The organism is Pseudomonas sp. FYR_5, assembly GCF_043106315.1.
Classification (GTDB): Bacteria; Pseudomonadota; Gammaproteobacteria; order Pseudomonadales; family Pseudomonadaceae; genus Aquipseudomonas; species Aquipseudomonas putida_Y.
The window spans coordinates 26,198-41,705 of the sequence record NZ_JBICMK010000057.1 but is presented as its reverse complement, the minus strand read 5'-3'; the positions used below and the strand labels follow the sequence as shown (position 1 = coordinate 41,705).

The window sequence follows — 15,508 nt, the reverse complement described above, 5'->3', positions numbered from 1 at the left end:
CAATTCGCGCTGCCTCCCTCTCGATAATGGCCCAATGATAGTTTGTGCAAGGAACGTGGGATGAGCATGGCTATGCCTGGTATAGAGCAGCATGTGACAGCGACAGGGCATCGCAGTGGTGGTTTTTTCTCGATGGCTTGGCGACAGTGAAGGGTTCCGTCATTACTTTCATTTGGTTGTAGGAAATTTCTTCTGGGTAAGTTTGGCGCATGTTCAAGTTGAAATGGTTGGTACGGCATGCGCTGGCTGCATGAAGTTGATGAGGTGATTGCGTGACTGCTATTCACGACCAGGCGATGCATTATATCTACCAGCAAGTACTCGAGCGCTTGTTGAACCACATGTCTCAGGCGCAGCGCGCTTCCTTGCAGTTGTTGATACAACGCCTGTTGGTTGCTGCAGGTGGGCCCGAGTACATCGGTACTTTCAGCTTGCAGCTATTGCAAGGTAGCGACCGCCATAGCAGCCGGCTGCTGGCCATGTTGCGTGCCGCGCAACTGAGTATTGCCCTGCGTTCGCCGGTAACCTTCCAGTTGCGGGTATTGGTGGTCAGCCTGCCGGTTGCCGACAGCGCCACGCTGGAAGCTCACGAGCGCAGTTTTAGCGCCCTGTTCATGCAGGATGACCCGCGGGTGCAATTGCAGATGATCGAGGGGCGCGCAGTGGTGCCGTTCAGTTGTCGGCTTTCGGTAGTGCCTGAGCGCTGGCTGCTTGCCAGGGATGCGTTGTTGATGTTCGGCCACATGATCGATGCCAGGCCTGAAGCCCTGCTGGGTTGCCGCTTACACCTGGAGCTGGCGGGGGCTGTGGATCATGCGCTGCAGTCGGCGGTGCCTCCCGATGCATTGGTCACTGCCGTGTCCGGGTTCCAGCGGCGCCGATACCTGGCGTGGGCCCGGCGTAGCCTGCGCCTGGCCGGCGAGCGTGGCCCGCATGCAGTGCACCAGTGCCTGGCGGCACTGACCCAAGGTCTGAGCCGATTGCACGGCGCTGTTGGGGGCGCACCGGGTGGCCAGCACGGGCTGATACCGGGCGCCGTACCGGAGCGTGCGACGGTGCGGCTGATTGCTATTGATGACCTGCTACCGCACTTGCTTGAAGAGCAGCAGCTTGACGCGATGCTGGGTTGTCACTTCGAGGCTGCTGCGGATGCTTTGCCGCTGTCTGAGTTCGTCGACTCGCTAGCCACGGCACAGTTGCATGAACTGCGTGCCCGCAGCCTGGAGCCGCAGGCCGGTCGCCCAGCGCTGAAGCTGGCAGGGCAGGCGGGTGGCAGCAAGCATCGTGACGCCACCCCGTTGCTATTTGGCAAAGCCTACGGCATCAATCAGGCCCAAATGATGTGCCTGCTGTTCAGCCCGTTTGCCAGGCAGGGGAAAAACCTCGAGCGGTTCTTGCAGTGCCGGCATGCCGACATGGTAGTGGCGTTGCCGTACCTGCACAGGGCCTTGCAAGGCAAACCCTGCCCTGATGCAGTCAAAGCCTGGCTGGTGAACACCAGTGGCCTGCCGTTGGGGCAACTGCGGCAGATTTATGATGGCCAGTTACCGCTGACGGGATGGCGCCTGCTTAACAACCTGGCCCGCCGCGATGTACACCTGAGGCTGCTGCCGAAACAGGCGTTGGGGCGGCGGCGTGGTGCTGCGGGGCTGCCTTGATGGGGCGAGCGGCCCCTGGCGAGTTCGCGTATCGCAAGGTGTATCGCTACCTGGAAGCGTTGATCGACCAGGCTGCCGGCGTTGACACATGCCGGTTGCCGTCATTGCGTGAACTGTCCCGGCGGCTGCGGGTGTCGTTGGCCACGGTGCAGAGTGCCTACAGCCTGCTGGAAGAGGAGGGCCGCGTACATTGCCTGCCGAGGTCGGGCTATTACGTACAAAACGCTGGCAAAGATCAGGCTGTAGAGGTGGCGCGGCAGCCTCCCTTGCCGACGCAGCCACTGTTGGAGCGCATTCTGCTTGGTCACGAACGGCGTTTGGCGCGTCGGCGTGATCGCAGCGTCGCCTCGTGGGAAGCGGTTGGCAGCGCCCGTTTGCGTAGCGCTGTCGCTGAGCGATACACCCGCTGCTCCAACCAGTACTGGCAGGCCGATGACGTCCAGTTGGCCCCCGATGTGCTGGCGTTACTGGAGACACTGCTCAGGGCACTGGCCATGCAAGGTGGTACTGCGTTGGTGCATTCGCCCTGTTGCTGGCAAGTGTTGCGCGCCTTGGCGCGTGTCGGCATGCGCGTGCTGGAGGTACCACGGGATGCCCGTGGCAACCCCGAACTGCACGCTTTGGCCCAACTGCTTGGGAGCGAGCCGGTAAGCCTGTTGGTCATGCCGTCTTGCCTGGGCATGCCACAAGGGCGGCTGGTTTCACCGTATTATCAGCAGCAGCTTGGGTTGTTGCTCGGCCAACACCCGGTATGGCTGCTGGAAAACGACCTGGACAGCGAGCTCTGTTACGACGGGCCGCCGAGCACACGCCTGCGTGACTGGATCGACCCGCGCTGGCTGTTGGTGATGGGCACGTTCGAGGCCGCGGTGGGGGCAGAGGCGCCGTATGCCTATTTACTGAGCCGTGACACCGTGTTGGCCAAGGCATTCGCCGAGCGAGCGTTTCGGCTTGCGCCGCTTCGCTTGCAGGCGCTTGCTCATATGCTCGGCAAGGGGGAAATCGAAACGCACCTGGTACAGCAGCGCACAGACTTGCAAAGGCGTACGCAATATCTGGCGCATGTGCTGCAGTCGCAATTCGGCCAGCGCGTGGTCTTCGAGAGGCCGCAAGGTGGGCAAATGCTGTGGGTGAGCTTCCGCCAGCCGCTGGCGTGGGACGATATTGTCGCAGCGTTGGCAGGTTCTGCATTGCATGCACTACCGGGCGAGCAGTTCGGTCTGCCGGGGCATTACCCTCAACACCTCGCATTGATCTGGCTGCGGGGGGACCCGGATGAGCTGCAACTGGCGGTAAGGCGACTGGCGCAGGCGCTTGAGGTGCGCTGCGGGCGAAGCACCCGCTTCTCAAGTTGAGATCAAGGCGCTTGCAGGCACCGGCATGTGCTGCGAAGGGGCCGACAAGTCAAGAGAACGAGTCAACGGGCTGACCCACGGCTCTTGTCAGCTACGCTTTTCTGTATGTATAACCAGTGTCTGTTTTTGCTACCTGATGCCATCCCGTGATTGCCCATTCCGTCGACGACCCGTTCTACTACCTGCATAACTTCCGCCAGGTAGTGTCGTGGGTCGAACAGCGCTACCAGGACCTGCTCGATGACCAGGAACTGGCCTTCATCCGTGCCTTCAGTCAGTTGCAAGCGCCATCCCAGGCCTTGATGGTGCGTATGGTCATGCGCAAAGGCGAGTTGTTTCGCAGCGATCGGCTCGACTACGCCGAAATCGGCGATACCGCGCTGGCGCTGCAGCCGTTGCTGGCCCTTGGCTGGGTAAGGGAGCCCGAGCAACTGGAGCTTGAACAGCTGTTCGTGTTGCTGCGCAAAGAAGAGCTGGCCCGTTGCTTCGCCCGACAACTGAGCCGCCCGCGCGCAGCCAAGCATGAGCTGTTGGCACAGTTGCAACCCCTGGCGCTGGCGGCGCGGTCACTGGGCGAATGGTTTCCCGACAGCGAGGTGCGCATTCTGCAGTGGTGCCTGCAACCTCTGTGCGACCGCATGCGCCTGCTGTTCTTCGGCAACCTGTACCAGGACTGGTCAGACTTCGTCCTCGCCGACCTGGGCTTGCTGCGTTACGAGCAGGTACCGTTCAGCTCTGATTCTCGCGCCCTGCAGCAACGTGCCGATGTCGACTTGGCGATGGCGCTGCACCAGTGCGCCGAGCGCCTGGAGCAGGGCGGCGACCCGGTGCCGATCCTTGCCACCCTGCAGGGCCTGCACAGCGACAACCCCTGGCTGGCCCGGCGCCATGCGCGGCTGCAATTCGCCGTGGGCCAACAATGCGAGCGCCTGGGTGAATGGGACCTGGCCACGGCCGTGTATGCGCAGTGCAACCATCCCCAGGCGCGCATTCGCCAGGTGAGGGTGCTGGAGCGCAGCGAACAGTGGCACCAGGCCCATGCACTGGCATTGCAACTGGCTGCGGCACCGGCCAACGCGCTGGAGGAGCAGGCGCTGCAGCGCATGCTGCCACGGCTGGCGCGCAAACTCGGCGGCCCGCCCCAGCGGCGCCAGCGCACCACGCCGCTGGAACTGATCGAGCTCGAGCTGCCCCGCGGGCATGCTGCGCTGGGCGTTGAAGAAGCCGTGCGTCAGCACCTGATGCAAGAGGGGGGGCAGGCGCATTACGTGGAGAACACGCTGTTCAACAGCCTGTTCGGCCTGTTGTGCTGGGAGGCCATCTTCGCCCCGGTGCCCGGCGCATTCTTCAACCCGTTCCAGGCCGCACCACAGGACCTGCACGACAACGACTTCCAGCAACGGCGCAGTGCACTGTTCGAGCGCTGCCTCGGGAAGCTCGACGATGGCAGCCATCGTCAGGCGATTCTCGACTGCTACGTGGCCAAACAGGGGCTGCAGTCGCCGTTCGTGTTCTGGTCCATGCTCAGCGAGGCGCTGCTGGAGCAGGCCTTGGCCTGCCTGCCGGCCGCTGCGCTCAAGCAATGTTTCCTGCGCCTGTTGCAGGACATTCGCAGCAACCGTGCCGGCATGCCCGACCTGATCCAGTTCTGGCCCGAGCAGGGCCGTTATCGCATGGTCGAGGTCAAGGGGCCTGGTGATCGCCTGCAGGACAATCAGCTGCGCTGGCTGGAGTTCTGCCGGCAACACGGCCTGCCGGTCGCGGTGTGCCACGTGCGCTGGAGCGAATCGCCTTGAGTTACAGCGTAGCGGTGCGCGCCTTGTGTGAGTTCAGTGCCAAGGTTGGCGACCTGGACCTGCGTTTCACGCCGTCGCCCACCGCCCAGGAGGGTATCGAAGGGCATCAGCGGGTAGTGGCACGGCGTGCTGCTGGCTACGAGTCGGAAATCACCCTTGAAGGCCAGTTCGAAACCCTGACGGTGAGGGGCCGTGCCGATGGCTATGACCCTGGCAGCAATCGCCTGGAAGAAATCAAGACGCACCGTGGCGATCTGGCGCGTCAACCGGCCAATCACCGTCAGTTGCACTGGGCACAGGCCAAGGTCTATGGCTGGTTGATGTGCCAGGCGCGACAACTGCCGGCCATCGAGGTGGCGCTGGTGTACCTCGACGTGGACAGCGATGGCCAGACGCTGTTCAGTGAGCACTGTTCGGCTGCCGAGTTGCGGGCCTTCTTCGAAACCCAGTGTCGGCGCTTTCTGGGCTGGGCCCGATTGCAGCAACAACGCTTGGCCGAACGTGATCAAGGTCTGCTGGCGCTGAGTTTCCCCTACCCACAGTTCCGAAAGGGACAGCGGCAGTTGGCTGAAACCTTGTACAAGGCGGTTAGCACCGGCCGTTGCCTGATGGCCCAGGCCAGCACCGGCATTGGCAAGACCCTCGGTACCTTGTTCCCGTTGCTGAAGGCCATGGTGCCGCAGCAGCTGGACAAGCTGTTTTTTCTCACCGCCAAGACACCAGGCCGGGCGCTCGCCTTGGACACCATGCGCCAGATCACCGATGCCACGCCACAACCTGCGTTGCGCACACTGGAGCTGATCGCTCGCGACAAAGCCTGTGAATACCCGGACAAGGCCTGTCATGGTGAGTCCTGCCCATTGGCCGCAGGCTTCTATGACCGTTTGCCGGCTGCGCGCGAGGCTGCTGCAGCAGTACCGTTGCTCGACCGAGCCAACCTGCGTGAAGTGGCCTTGGCGCACCAGGTATGCCCGTACTACCTGGGCCAGGAGATGGCGCGCTGGGTCGACGTGCTGGTCGCCGACTACAACTACTACTTCGACGCGCATGCGTTGCTGTTCGGCCTTACCCAACTCAACCAGTGGCGAGTGGCAGTGCTGGTGGACGAAGCGCATAACCTGGTCGAGCGTGGGCGCGGCATGTACAGCGCCAGCCTTGACCAGGGCCAGCTGCTGGCGTTGCGCCAGAGCAAACCGCCTGGGCTGGTCAGTGCGCTGGAGCGCCTCAACAGGCAATGGAACGCGCTGTATAAAGAGCAGCGTGCGCCGTACCAGACCAGCGAGTCGCTGCCTGAAGGGCTGTTGCGCGCCCTGCAGCAGTGCGTTGGGCTGATTCAGGAGCAGATGAACCAGGCGCCCACGCACATGGACCCCCAGGTGTTGCAGTTCTATTTTCAGGCCTTGCAGTTCTGCCGGGTTGCCGAACTGTTCGACGAGCACTTTCTGTTTGACATCAGCCAGCGCCAGGGCCCGCGCAAACGGCGGCTGGCCACCCTGTGCCTGCGCAATGTCACCCCGGCACGGCTGCTGGCACCACGCATGCAGGCGGCGCGCAGTGTGACGCTGTTTTCCGCCACGTTGAGCCCACGGCACTTCTACAGCGACCTGCTGGGCATGCCAGCCGATACCGCCTGGCTGGAAGTGGCCGCCCCGTTCCGTGCCGAACAGCTGGAAGTGCGCATTGCCAGCCAGGTGTCCACCCGTTACCAGCAGCGCCAAGCCTCCCTGGCGCCGATCGTTGACCTGATTGCCCGGCAGTATCAGCGCATGCCGGGTAACTACCTGGCGTTCTTCAGCAGCTTCGAATACCTGCAACAGGTGGCAGGGTTGTTGGCCGAGCGGCATGGTCAGATTCCGCTGTGGGCACAGGCGCCGGGCATGGACGAGGCGGCCCGTCAGGCATTTCTCGATCGCTTTGTCGCCGATGGCCGAGGTGTGGGCTTTGCCGTATTGGGCGGTGCTTTCGGCGAAGGGGTGGATTTACCCGGCACGCGGCTGATTGGCGCGTTTGTCGCCACCCTGGGGCTGCCTCAGGTCAACCCGGTCAACGAGCAGTTCAAACAGCGCCTGGGGCGGCAATTTGGTGCGGGTTTCGATTACGCGTATCTCTACCCGGGCGTGCGCAAGGTTATCCAGGCGGCGGGCCGGGTTATTCGGGGTGACCAGGACCGGGGCGTACTGGTGCTGATTGACGAACGCTTCGCCGAGCCCCGGGTGCAGCAGATGTTTCCCGACTGGTGGCCGGTGGCTATTATCTAGCGGTCTTTGCCTTGGGCGATCAGCTGCAATCGGGAGGGTGACCAATCCACTCATGCTGGCACACCGCTGCAAGGCGGCCCAGCCGCGTCAACCGGGCATTCCATCTGCCCGGGGCCGCAGCAGGATCGGCAGGTAATGGCGCAGGAACAGCAACAGCGCCAGGCTCCAGCACAGTGTAGAAACGCTTACCCCCAGCGATGTGAACAGCGGCAGAATCACCCGGGTCAGGGTCGCCAGTTGCATCAGGGCAAAGGCCCAGGCAATGCTGGTCGGTACCTGCAATGGCCTGCCGGTGTGGCCCAGGCTGACCCGCGCCATCATGGCCAGGATCAGCCCGGTCATGGCGCCAACGGTTAGCGCGTGGGTCACCAGGCTCGGGCTCAGGGCCACCCCGCTGTGCCACAGCGCCATGCCCAGGCAGGCCAGGGCGATCCAGGCGTAGGCCAGGTGCAGCGACCACAGCAACGGTACGCGCCACAGGCCACGGTCGTGCCACAGCACCAGTCGGGTCGCGTGCAGCGCGAACAAGGCGAAAAACAGCACCGCCAGACTTGCTTGTGGTGTATCGGCCAGGCCGGTGGCGAACGCCAGCGGTACTGCCACGCTGAGCAACAGACAGGCACGGTCCAGCCAGGGACGGGCAGGGGCTGCGCCAAGGTTACCCAGGCCGCGGCGGGTAAAGAACGGAATGACCCGGCCGCCGAGCACGGTCATCATCGCCGTCACCAGCCACAGCCCGGCAAATATACCGCGACGCTGCCACCGTTCGTCCTGGTGTAACCAGCCGGCCAAGGTCAACCACTGGCAGGCGGCAATCAACAGCACCAGTACGACGATAGGGTAGTTGTTGCGCAGGCGCCGTTGCACGATCGGTCGTGCCAGGGTCAGTGCCACCAATGGCAGGAAGCTGCCCTCGACCAGTACCAGCACGCTACCCGGTAGTGGCAGAAACCAGCTCACCCGGCCCAGCAGCCAAAGCAGGAACAAGCCCTGCAGCGCCCGCCCGCTCAAGCCCGGGATGCCGCTCCAGCTCTGTACGGCGGTCAGCAGAAAACCCGCGATAACGGCGGTGGCGAAGCCGTAAAGCATCTCGTGGCGGTGCCAGGCGAGCATACCGCCGGGCGGTGCAGGGGCCAGGGCCCCGGCCAGTACGCCGGCCCACAACAGCAGGGCAATCAGCGCAAACAAACTGCCACCCAGGAAGAACGGGCGAAAACCCAAACCCCAGACGGCTTGGCGCGGGCGTGAAGCAGTGGGTTGCAAGAGCATGGGCGGTCCTTGGTTCGTTCAGTAGGCCTCAATTGGGGTAAGATCACGATCCGTGCCAGTTTGCAAAGCCCTTGAATATCAAGGTGATGGCACTTCTCAGGGTCCGAATGACACGTGCGTTTTGCAGTCATTCGGACTGGCTTGTATGTCGTTTTGACTTGCTTCAGGGTTCGCCTGGTTCAGTGCCGGCTGACGCTTCGCTACAGGATTCACGCTTTGTCCGACCTCTCGAAAAATCCGCTGCTGCAGTACATGGCCCGTCTGGCCCCATCCAGCCAGCAAACCATGCGCTACATTCTTCAGGACGCCGCCGACCGGCTAGGTTTCGTCGACTGCAACATCGTCGATGTGCCTTGGCATCGGCTCGAGCCGGGCCATGTGATTGCACTGGTGGCTGCCCTGCGTGCTGATGGCTACGCGCCCAACAGCTCGTCGCTGTACGTCAACGCGATTCGCGGGGTGATGAACGAGGCCTGGCGTCAGGGCCTGATCGACCACGAGCAGCTGTTGCGCATTCGCGAGGTCAAGCCGGCCACAGGCTCCCGTCTGCCGCCAGGGCGCAACCTGCGCCGCAGCCTGATCCGCGAGCTGATGGATGTGTGCGCAGCCGACCCGCGGCCACAGGGGGTACGTGATGCGGCGATCATTGCCTTGCTGTACGGCACCGGCATGCGCAAGTCGGAGTCGGTCGACATCGACCTCGACCAGGTCGACTTCGAGGCGCGCAGCCTGCAGGTAGTGGGCAAGGGCAATCACCAGTTGGTCAAGTATGCACCGCCGTGGGCGTTCGAGAAGCTGCAGGCGTGGCTTGAACTGCGCCGCCAGGACCTGCCTGCCGGGGCGGAGGATGACCCGTTTTTGTTCAACCGCATCCGTCGCGGCAGCCACATTACCCGTGCGCGCATTACCAAGCATGCGATCTACTACATTGCTCGCCAGCGCGGTGCGCAGGTGGGAGTGAAGATCATGCCGCACGATTTTCGCCGTGCATTCATCACCCGGGTGATCGAAGAGCACGACCTGTCGATTGCGCAGAAGCTGGCGCACCATGCCAATATCCAGACCACGGCCATCTATGACCGGCGTGATGACAATGAGCGTCGGCGTGCCGTTGACCGCTTCGATTACTGAGGTCTGATCTTTAGGGGCTGCAAAGCTGCCCCATTTTCACGGGTGCCGGCACCGAAACAGGGCCGGCGCACGCCCCCGCTTTGTGCGCCATCCCCCCGTATGCCCGATGCCAGAGCGGCCGCAGCATAAGTTTCATCATCCTTCACCTGCGGAGTTGGCCCGCAACCTGCTATATCCAGCCTGCGAATTTGATCGAGTGGTCAGGCCGTGCGCGCTGGCAGGCGCCCGCGCCGGACCCTCTAAACGGCCAGCAGGCCACGGATTTCAGGGGCCGCAGGATGTCGCTCGCGGAGCAGATCGAACAACAACAAGACGATGCAGGCTGGAGTGCTCACCTGCAGTTGCGCTTTGTGCAGCGTGACAGCGTGACCCGCCTTGGTGCGTGGAAGCATTTTGGACCTCTTTTGGTGCAGCGGCCTTTCTATCCGGAGGGTGCGCCGTGCCATGTCTATGTCTTGCACCCGCCGGGCGGCATCGTCGCCGGCGACCGCCTGGAACTGGATATTCACCTGGAGCCGGGTAGCCATGCGCTGCTGACCATGCCCGGCGCCAGCAAGTTCTATCGCAGCATTGGCCCGACCGCGCGGTTGGCCCAGCGCTTTCACCTGGCCGCGGGCAGCACCCTGGAGTGGCTGCCACAGGACAGCATCTTCTTCTCCGGCGCCCGCGCCAGCCTCGCCAGCCGTTTTACCCTCGAGCCGGGCGCCCGCCTGTTGGCTTGGGAAACCCTGTGCCTGGGCCGCCCGGTCATGCAAGAGCGTTTCGACCACGGCGCCCTCGACAGCCTTTTGCACATCGTACTGCCTGACGAGGTTGGCCTGCATGAGCGCCTGCGTCTCGAGGGCGGGCACCTGGACAAGCTGGGTGGGCATCCGCTACTCGCCACTTTCTGTGCCGCACCGGCCGATCAGGCCGTGCTGGAGCAGGTTCGCCCGCTACTCGATGAACTGGGCAACCCGGCCGGTGCGACCCTGCTCGGGTCGTTGCTGGTGATCCGCCTGCTCGACCATGACAACCAACACCTGCAACGCACCCTGCAACGCCTCTGGCATGTGCTGCGTCCGGCCATCCTCGGCCTGCCCGCCTGCCCGCCGCGTATCTGGGCTACCTGAGAGAGCGCCATGGAGCTTACCCCGAGAGAGAAAGACAAACTGCTGCTGTTCACTGCCGCGCTGCTGGCGGAGCGGCGTCTGGCCCGTGGCCTGAAGCTCAACTACCCGGAGGCCGTGGCGCTGATCAGCGCCGCAGTGCTCGAAGGCGCCCGCGATGGCCGCACAGTCGCCGAACTGATGAGCCTGGGGCGCGAAGTGCTGACCCGTGAGCAGGTGATGCCCGGTATCGCTGAAATGCTTCACGACGTGCAGGTCGAAGCGACCTTCCCGGATGGCACCAAGTTGGTGACCGTGCATGACCCCATCGTCTGAAACCGCCAAGGAGCGTTGCATGATCCCAGGTGAAATCCAGGTCGCCGCGGGCGACATCGAGTTGAACAGTGGCCGAGAAACGGTCAGCGTCAGCGTGGCCAACCATGGCGATCGGCCGGTGCAGGTCGGCTCGCACTACCACTTCTACGAGGTCAACGACGCGCTGGTGTTCGACCGTGCGCCCACCTTGGGCTTTCGCCTGGACATTCCGGCCGGCACTGCCGTGCGCTTCGAGCCGGGTCAGGCGCGTACCGTGCAACTGGTGGCTTACGCCGGCAAGCGTGAGGTCTATGGTTTTCAGGGCAAGGTGATGGGCGCGCTGGAGGGTAGGGCATGAGCCGTATTTCCCGTCAGGCCTATGCCGACATGTTCGGGCCCACGGTTGGCGACCGCGTGCGCCTGGCCGACACTGCGTTGTGGGTGGAGGTCGAGAAAGACTTCACCATCTACGGCGAAGAGGTGAAGTTCGGCGGCGGCAAGGTCATTCGCGATGGCATGGGGCAGGGCCAGATGCTGGCGGCCGAGGCCATGGACCTGGTATTGACCAATGCGCTGATCATCGACTACTGGGGCATCGTCAAAGCCGACATCGGCATCAAGCATGGACGCATCGCGCTGATCGGCAAGGCCGGCAACCCCGATGTGCAGCCGGGCGTGAACGTGCCGGTCGGGCCAGGGACCGAGGTGATTGCGGCCGAGGGCAAGATCGTCACCGCCGGAGGTGTCGATTCGCATATCCACTTCATTTGCCCGCAACAGGTGGACGAGGCATTGAACAGCGGTGTCACCACGTTCATCGGCGGCGGAACCGGGCCGGCCACCGGCACCAATGCCACCACCTGCACGCCCGGGCCTTGGTACCTTGCGCGCATGCTGCAGGCTGCCGACAGCTTGCCGATCAACATCGGATTGCTCGGCAAGGGCAATGCCTCGCAGCCTGAAGCGCTGCGCGAGCAGATTGCCGCAGGTGCTGTCGGGCTCAAACTGCATGAAGACTGGGGCTCTACGCCAGCGGCCATCGACTGCTGCCTGGGCGTGGCCGAGGAAATGGATATCCAGGTGGCGATTCACACCGACACCCTCAACGAGTCGGGCTGTATCGAAGACACGTTGGCGGCCATCGGCGACCGCACCATCCACACCTTCCATACCGAAGGAGCCGGTGGCGGCCATGCCCCGGACATCATCCGTGCGGCGGGGCAGGCAAACGTGCTGCCATCCTCGACCAACCCGACCCTGCCTTACACGATCAACACCGTGGACGAGCACCTGGACATGCTCATGGTCTGTCACCACCTGGACCCGAGCATCGCCGAGGACGTGGCCTTTGCCGAGTCACGCATTCGCCGCGAAACCATCGCTGCCGAGGACATCCTTCACGACATGGGCGCCTTTGCCATGACCTCGTCCGACTCCCAGGCCATGGGCCGGGTTGGTGAGGTGGTGCTGCGCACCTGGCAGGTGGCGCACCAGATGAAGTTGCGCCGCGGGCCGCTGGCACCAGACACCCCTTACAGCGACAACTTCCGGGTCAAACGTTACATCGCCAAGTACACCATCAATCCGGCATTGACCCATGGCATCGGTCACGAGGTGGGTTCGGTGGAGGTCGGCAAGCTGGCCGACCTGGTGCTGTGGTCGCCAGCGTTCTTTGCGGTCAAGCCGGCCCTGGTGCTAAAGGGCGGGATGATCGTTACCGCGCCAATGGGCGACATCAACGGCTCCATCCCCACGCCCCAGCCGGTGCACTATCGGCCGATGTTCGGCGCGCTGGGTGCGGCGCGGCATGCCACACGCATGACATTCCTGCCTCAGGCGGCAATGGACCGCGGGCTGGCCGAGGAGCTGAACCTGCGCAGCCTGATTGGCGTGGTCAACGGCTGCCGGCGGGTTCGCAAGCCGGACATGGTCCACAACACCCTGCAGCCGCTGATCGAAGTCGATGCGCAGACCTATCAGGTGCGTGCCGATGGCGAGCTGCTGGTCTGCGAACCGGCCAGCGAACTGCCGCTGGCCCAGCGCTATTTCCTGTTCTGAGGAGCACCCATGATTGTCTTGAACCGCCGTATCTCCGAACCCGGCACGCGGGTTGTCAGTGGCACTGTGACCCTTGATGTGGACAGCCGTATCAAAAGCCGCCTGCGAGTAACTCTGGACGATGGCCGCGAAGCCGGGCTGATGCTGGAGCGCGGTCACCTGCTGCGCGGAGGTGAATTACTGGCCGATGCCGAGGGCACTCAGCTGATCCGCGTGTTGGCGGCGCCCGAAGCGGTGTCGACGGTGCGCTGTACCGATCCACACCTGTTGGCCCGCGCCGCCTACCACTTGGGTAACCGCCATGTGCCGCTGCAGATCGAACCCGGCCTGCTGCGCTTCCAGCACGACCATGTGCTGGACGACATGCTGCGGGGGTTGGGCCTGACGGTAGAGGCCGAACAGGCCCCGTTCGAGCCTGAAGCGGGTGCCTACCAAAGTGCACCGCATGGCCACAGCCACAGCCACAGTCATGCCCATGGCCACGACCACCCGTTCGTTCGCCTGCCTGCCCATTCCTGAACTGCCCTGGAGCAACCGATGAAAAAGACTTTCGCCCTGTTTCTGTTGATGCTGGCACTGCCAGCCTTCGCCCATCCAGGCCATGACAGCAACCCGCTGCAGGACGGCCTGCTGCACCCGCTGACCGGGCTCGATCACCTGCTGATGCTACTGGGCACCGGCGTGCTCGCCGCGTTGACCCGGCGCAACCTGACGTTGCCCCTGGCTACCCTGGCGGCCATGTTCGGTGGTGCCGTGTGCGGTCACCTGTTCGGCGATGTGCTGGGCATGGAGACCCTGATTGCCGTTTCGCTGCTGGTGGCTGCCGGGGCGGTGCTGCTGCCGAGCCGCCAGTTGCTGCTGGCCATGGCCATGCCGGTGTTCGCCTTGTTCCATGGCTGGGCCCATGGTGTGGAAGCTACGCCGAGCGCTTTCTGGCAATTCAGCGCGGGGTTTGTCGCGGTCAGCGGCTTGCTGCTGGCGGCAGGCTTTGCAATCGGTTGCCTGCTGCGCCGCCACAGCGGCCTGCAGAAGGCCTTTGGCGGTGGCCTGTTGGCCGGCGCCGCGCTGGTGCTGGCCGGTTGATGAACAGCGACCTGGCGCTGCTGCGCCTGCTGCAGTTGGCCAGCCCCGGCTTGCCGGTGGGTGGTTTCACCTATTCGCAAGGCCTGGAGTGGGCGGTCGAGGCCGGCTGGGTTCGCGGCGTGGACAGCTTTGCCAGCTGGCAGCGTGAGCAGGTTCACGACACCTTGGCTTGCCTTGACTGGCCAGTATTGGCACGTCTGTACCACGCCTGCCAGGCCGAGGACGCCGAAGCGTTCTACCACTGGAGCCGGTTCTTGCTGGCCAACCGCGAAACCGCCGAGTTGCGCCTGGAAGAACAGCAGCGCGGCGCGGCGCTGGCGCGGTTGCTCGACGGTTGGCAACTGGGCCAGGCACCGGCCTGGCGCACCAGCCTTGAGCTGACCCAGTTGGGCGGCATGGCCTGGCTGGCCGCGCACTGGGCCATCCCGTTGCGCCAACTGGCTTTGGGCCATGGCTTTGCCTGGCTGGAGGGCGCAGTCATGGCCGGGGTCAAGCTGGTGCCGTTCGGCCAGCAGGCTGCCCAGACCTTGCTGCGCGACCTCGGCGCCGACTTGCCCGCTGCACTGGACCAGGCACTGGCCCTGGGCGATGACCAGCTCGGCGGCGGCCTGCCGCTGCTGGCCATCGCCTCATCGCGTCACGAAACCCAATACACCCGTTTGTTCCGTTCCTGAGGACTGCCTTCATGCAAAGCTATCAACAACCCCTGCGCATCGGTGTCGGCGGCCCGGTCGGCTCTGGCAAGACCGCACTGCTGGAAGCGCTGTGCAAGGCCATGCGCGATCACTACCAGATTGCCGTGGTCACCAACGACATCTATACCAAGGAAGACCAGCGTATTCTCACCGAGGCCGGCGCCCTTGAGCCGGAGCGCATCGTCGGTGTGGAGACCGGCGGCTGCCCGCACACGGCCATTCGTGAAGACGCGTCGATGAACCTGGCGGCGGTCGAGGCGCTGGCGCGCAAGTTCGGTAACCTCGAAGTCATTTTCGTGGAAAGTGGCGGTGACAACCTCAGCGCCACGTTCAGCCCGGAGCTGGCCGACTTGACCATCTACGTGATCGACGTGGCCGAGGGCGAGAAGATCCCGCGCAAGGGCGGCCCAGGCATTACCAAGTCTGACTTTCTGGTGATCAACAAGACCGATCTGGCGCCTTATGTAGGGGCTTCACTGGATGTGATGGAGCGCGACACCCAGCGCATGCGGCCGCAGCGGCCCTGGACCTTCAGCAACCTGAAGAAGGGCGAGGGGTTGCAGGCGGTGATCGATTTTATCGTCGAGCGCGGTATGCTGGGTGTGCGAGCCTGACAGATCGAGGTCTCTTTGCGCTCATGCCCGCGAAGAAACCAACGCAGTGGATGGCACCGGCTCCGCCGGTGTTCGCGGGTGAACCCGCTCCTACGATGGCCTGTGTCCCTCCGGTGTGCGTCCGTCACCGATCAGGCGTAGGAGCGGGTTTACCCGCGAATACGGTGGCGGCGGCAACGGTGAACGGC

General features: G+C 63.9%; 14 protein-coding genes. 13 read left to right on the top strand and 1 reads right to left on the bottom strand.

Annotated features, from left to right (window positions below; genetic code table 11):
• Nucleotides 1-272: 272 nt before the first annotated feature.
• The 4 genes from ACF8RA_RS08745 to ACF8RA_RS08730 all read left to right on the top strand — a co-directional run bounded on the left by ACF8RA_RS08745 (nt 273) and on the right by ACF8RA_RS08730 (nt 7,067).
• Nucleotides 273-1,658 carry a hypothetical protein gene (locus tag ACF8RA_RS08745; protein WP_392519060.1) on the top strand — a complete coding sequence of 462 codons (1,386 nt, stop codon included), beginning with the start codon at nt 273-275 and terminating at the stop codon, nt 1,656-1,658.
• Nucleotides 1,658-3,013, top strand: a complete 1,356-nt coding sequence (locus tag ACF8RA_RS08740) for a GntR family transcriptional regulator (RefSeq protein WP_176684023.1) — start codon at nt 1,658-1,660, stop codon at nt 3,011-3,013. Before ACF8RA_RS08745 ends, ACF8RA_RS08740 begins: the two co-directional genes overlap by 1 nt.
• Nucleotides 3,014-3,159: 146 nt before the next feature.
• Entirely contained in the window at nt 3,160-4,809 is a 1,650-nt protein-coding gene (locus tag ACF8RA_RS08735) for a VRR-NUC domain-containing protein (protein ID WP_392487938.1), read from the top strand.
• Nucleotides 4,806-7,067 carry an ATP-dependent DNA helicase gene (locus ACF8RA_RS08730; RefSeq protein WP_392519058.1) on the top strand — a complete coding sequence of 754 codons (2,262 nt, stop codon included), beginning with the start codon at nt 4,806-4,808 and terminating at the stop codon, nt 7,065-7,067. The genes ACF8RA_RS08735 and ACF8RA_RS08730 overlap by 4 nt, the downstream gene beginning before the upstream one ends.
• An 87-nt stretch (nt 7,068-7,154) precedes the next feature.
• Here ACF8RA_RS08730 and ACF8RA_RS08725 read toward each other — a convergent pair whose 3' ends face one another.
• Nucleotides 7,155-8,336 (bottom strand): NnrS family protein, encoded by a 1,182-nt coding sequence (locus tag ACF8RA_RS08725; RefSeq protein ID WP_176684020.1) that lies wholly within the window; start codon nt 8,334-8,336, stop codon nt 7,155-7,157.
• A 216-nt stretch (nt 8,337-8,552) separates the two neighbouring features.
• Between ACF8RA_RS08725 and xerC the strand changes: the two genes are divergently transcribed.
• From xerC to ureG, 9 genes are all read left to right on the top strand, one after another.
• The gene (gene xerC, locus ACF8RA_RS08720; protein WP_021782337.1) at nt 8,553-9,467 is read left to right on the top strand and encodes a tyrosine recombinase XerC; all 915 of its coding nucleotides are present in this window, start codon (nt 8,553-8,555) and stop codon (nt 9,465-9,467) included.
• 278 nt (nt 9,468-9,745) lie between these two features.
• Nucleotides 9,746-10,579, top strand: coding sequence for an urease accessory protein UreD (locus tag ACF8RA_RS08715; protein WP_392487936.1), 834 nt, complete (start codon nt 9,746-9,748; stop codon nt 10,577-10,579).
• Nucleotides 10,580-10,588: 9 nt separating this feature from the next.
• Entirely contained in the window at nt 10,589-10,891 is a 303-nt protein-coding gene (locus ACF8RA_RS08710) for an urease subunit gamma (protein ID WP_003253929.1), read from the top strand.
• Nucleotides 10,892-10,910: 19 nt separating this feature from the next.
• Nucleotides 10,911-11,228: an urease subunit beta gene (locus ACF8RA_RS08705; protein ID WP_010953752.1), complete on the top strand. Its 318-nt coding sequence runs from the start codon at nt 10,911-10,913 to the stop codon at nt 11,226-11,228.
• A complete protein-coding gene (ureC, locus tag ACF8RA_RS08700) occupies nt 11,225-12,928 on the top strand; it encodes an urease subunit alpha (protein WP_392462364.1) in 1,704 nt (567 codons plus the stop codon). Before ACF8RA_RS08705 ends, ureC begins: the two co-directional genes overlap by 4 nt.
• A gap of 9 nt (nt 12,929-12,937) precedes the next feature.
• Complete coding sequence (gene ureE / locus ACF8RA_RS08695; RefSeq protein ID WP_392519056.1) at nt 12,938-13,447, top strand: urease accessory protein UreE; 510 nt, start codon at nt 12,938-12,940, stop codon at nt 13,445-13,447.
• Nucleotides 13,448-13,465: 18 nt separating this feature from the next.
• On the top strand, nt 13,466-14,011 hold the full coding sequence (locus ACF8RA_RS08690) for a HupE/UreJ family protein (RefSeq protein WP_021782341.1): 546 nt from the start codon (nt 13,466-13,468) through the stop codon (nt 14,009-14,011).
• The gene (locus ACF8RA_RS08685) at nt 14,011-14,685 is read left to right on the top strand and encodes an urease accessory protein UreF (RefSeq protein ID WP_176684017.1); all 675 of its coding nucleotides are present in this window, start codon (nt 14,011-14,013) and stop codon (nt 14,683-14,685) included. The genes ACF8RA_RS08690 and ACF8RA_RS08685 overlap by 1 nt, the downstream gene beginning before the upstream one ends.
• Before the next feature lie 11 nt (nt 14,686-14,696).
• Nucleotides 14,697-15,320 carry an urease accessory protein UreG gene (ureG, locus tag ACF8RA_RS08680; RefSeq protein WP_176684016.1) on the top strand — a complete coding sequence of 208 codons (624 nt, stop codon included), beginning with the start codon at nt 14,697-14,699 and terminating at the stop codon, nt 15,318-15,320.
• Nucleotides 15,321-15,508: the final 188 nt, after the last annotated feature.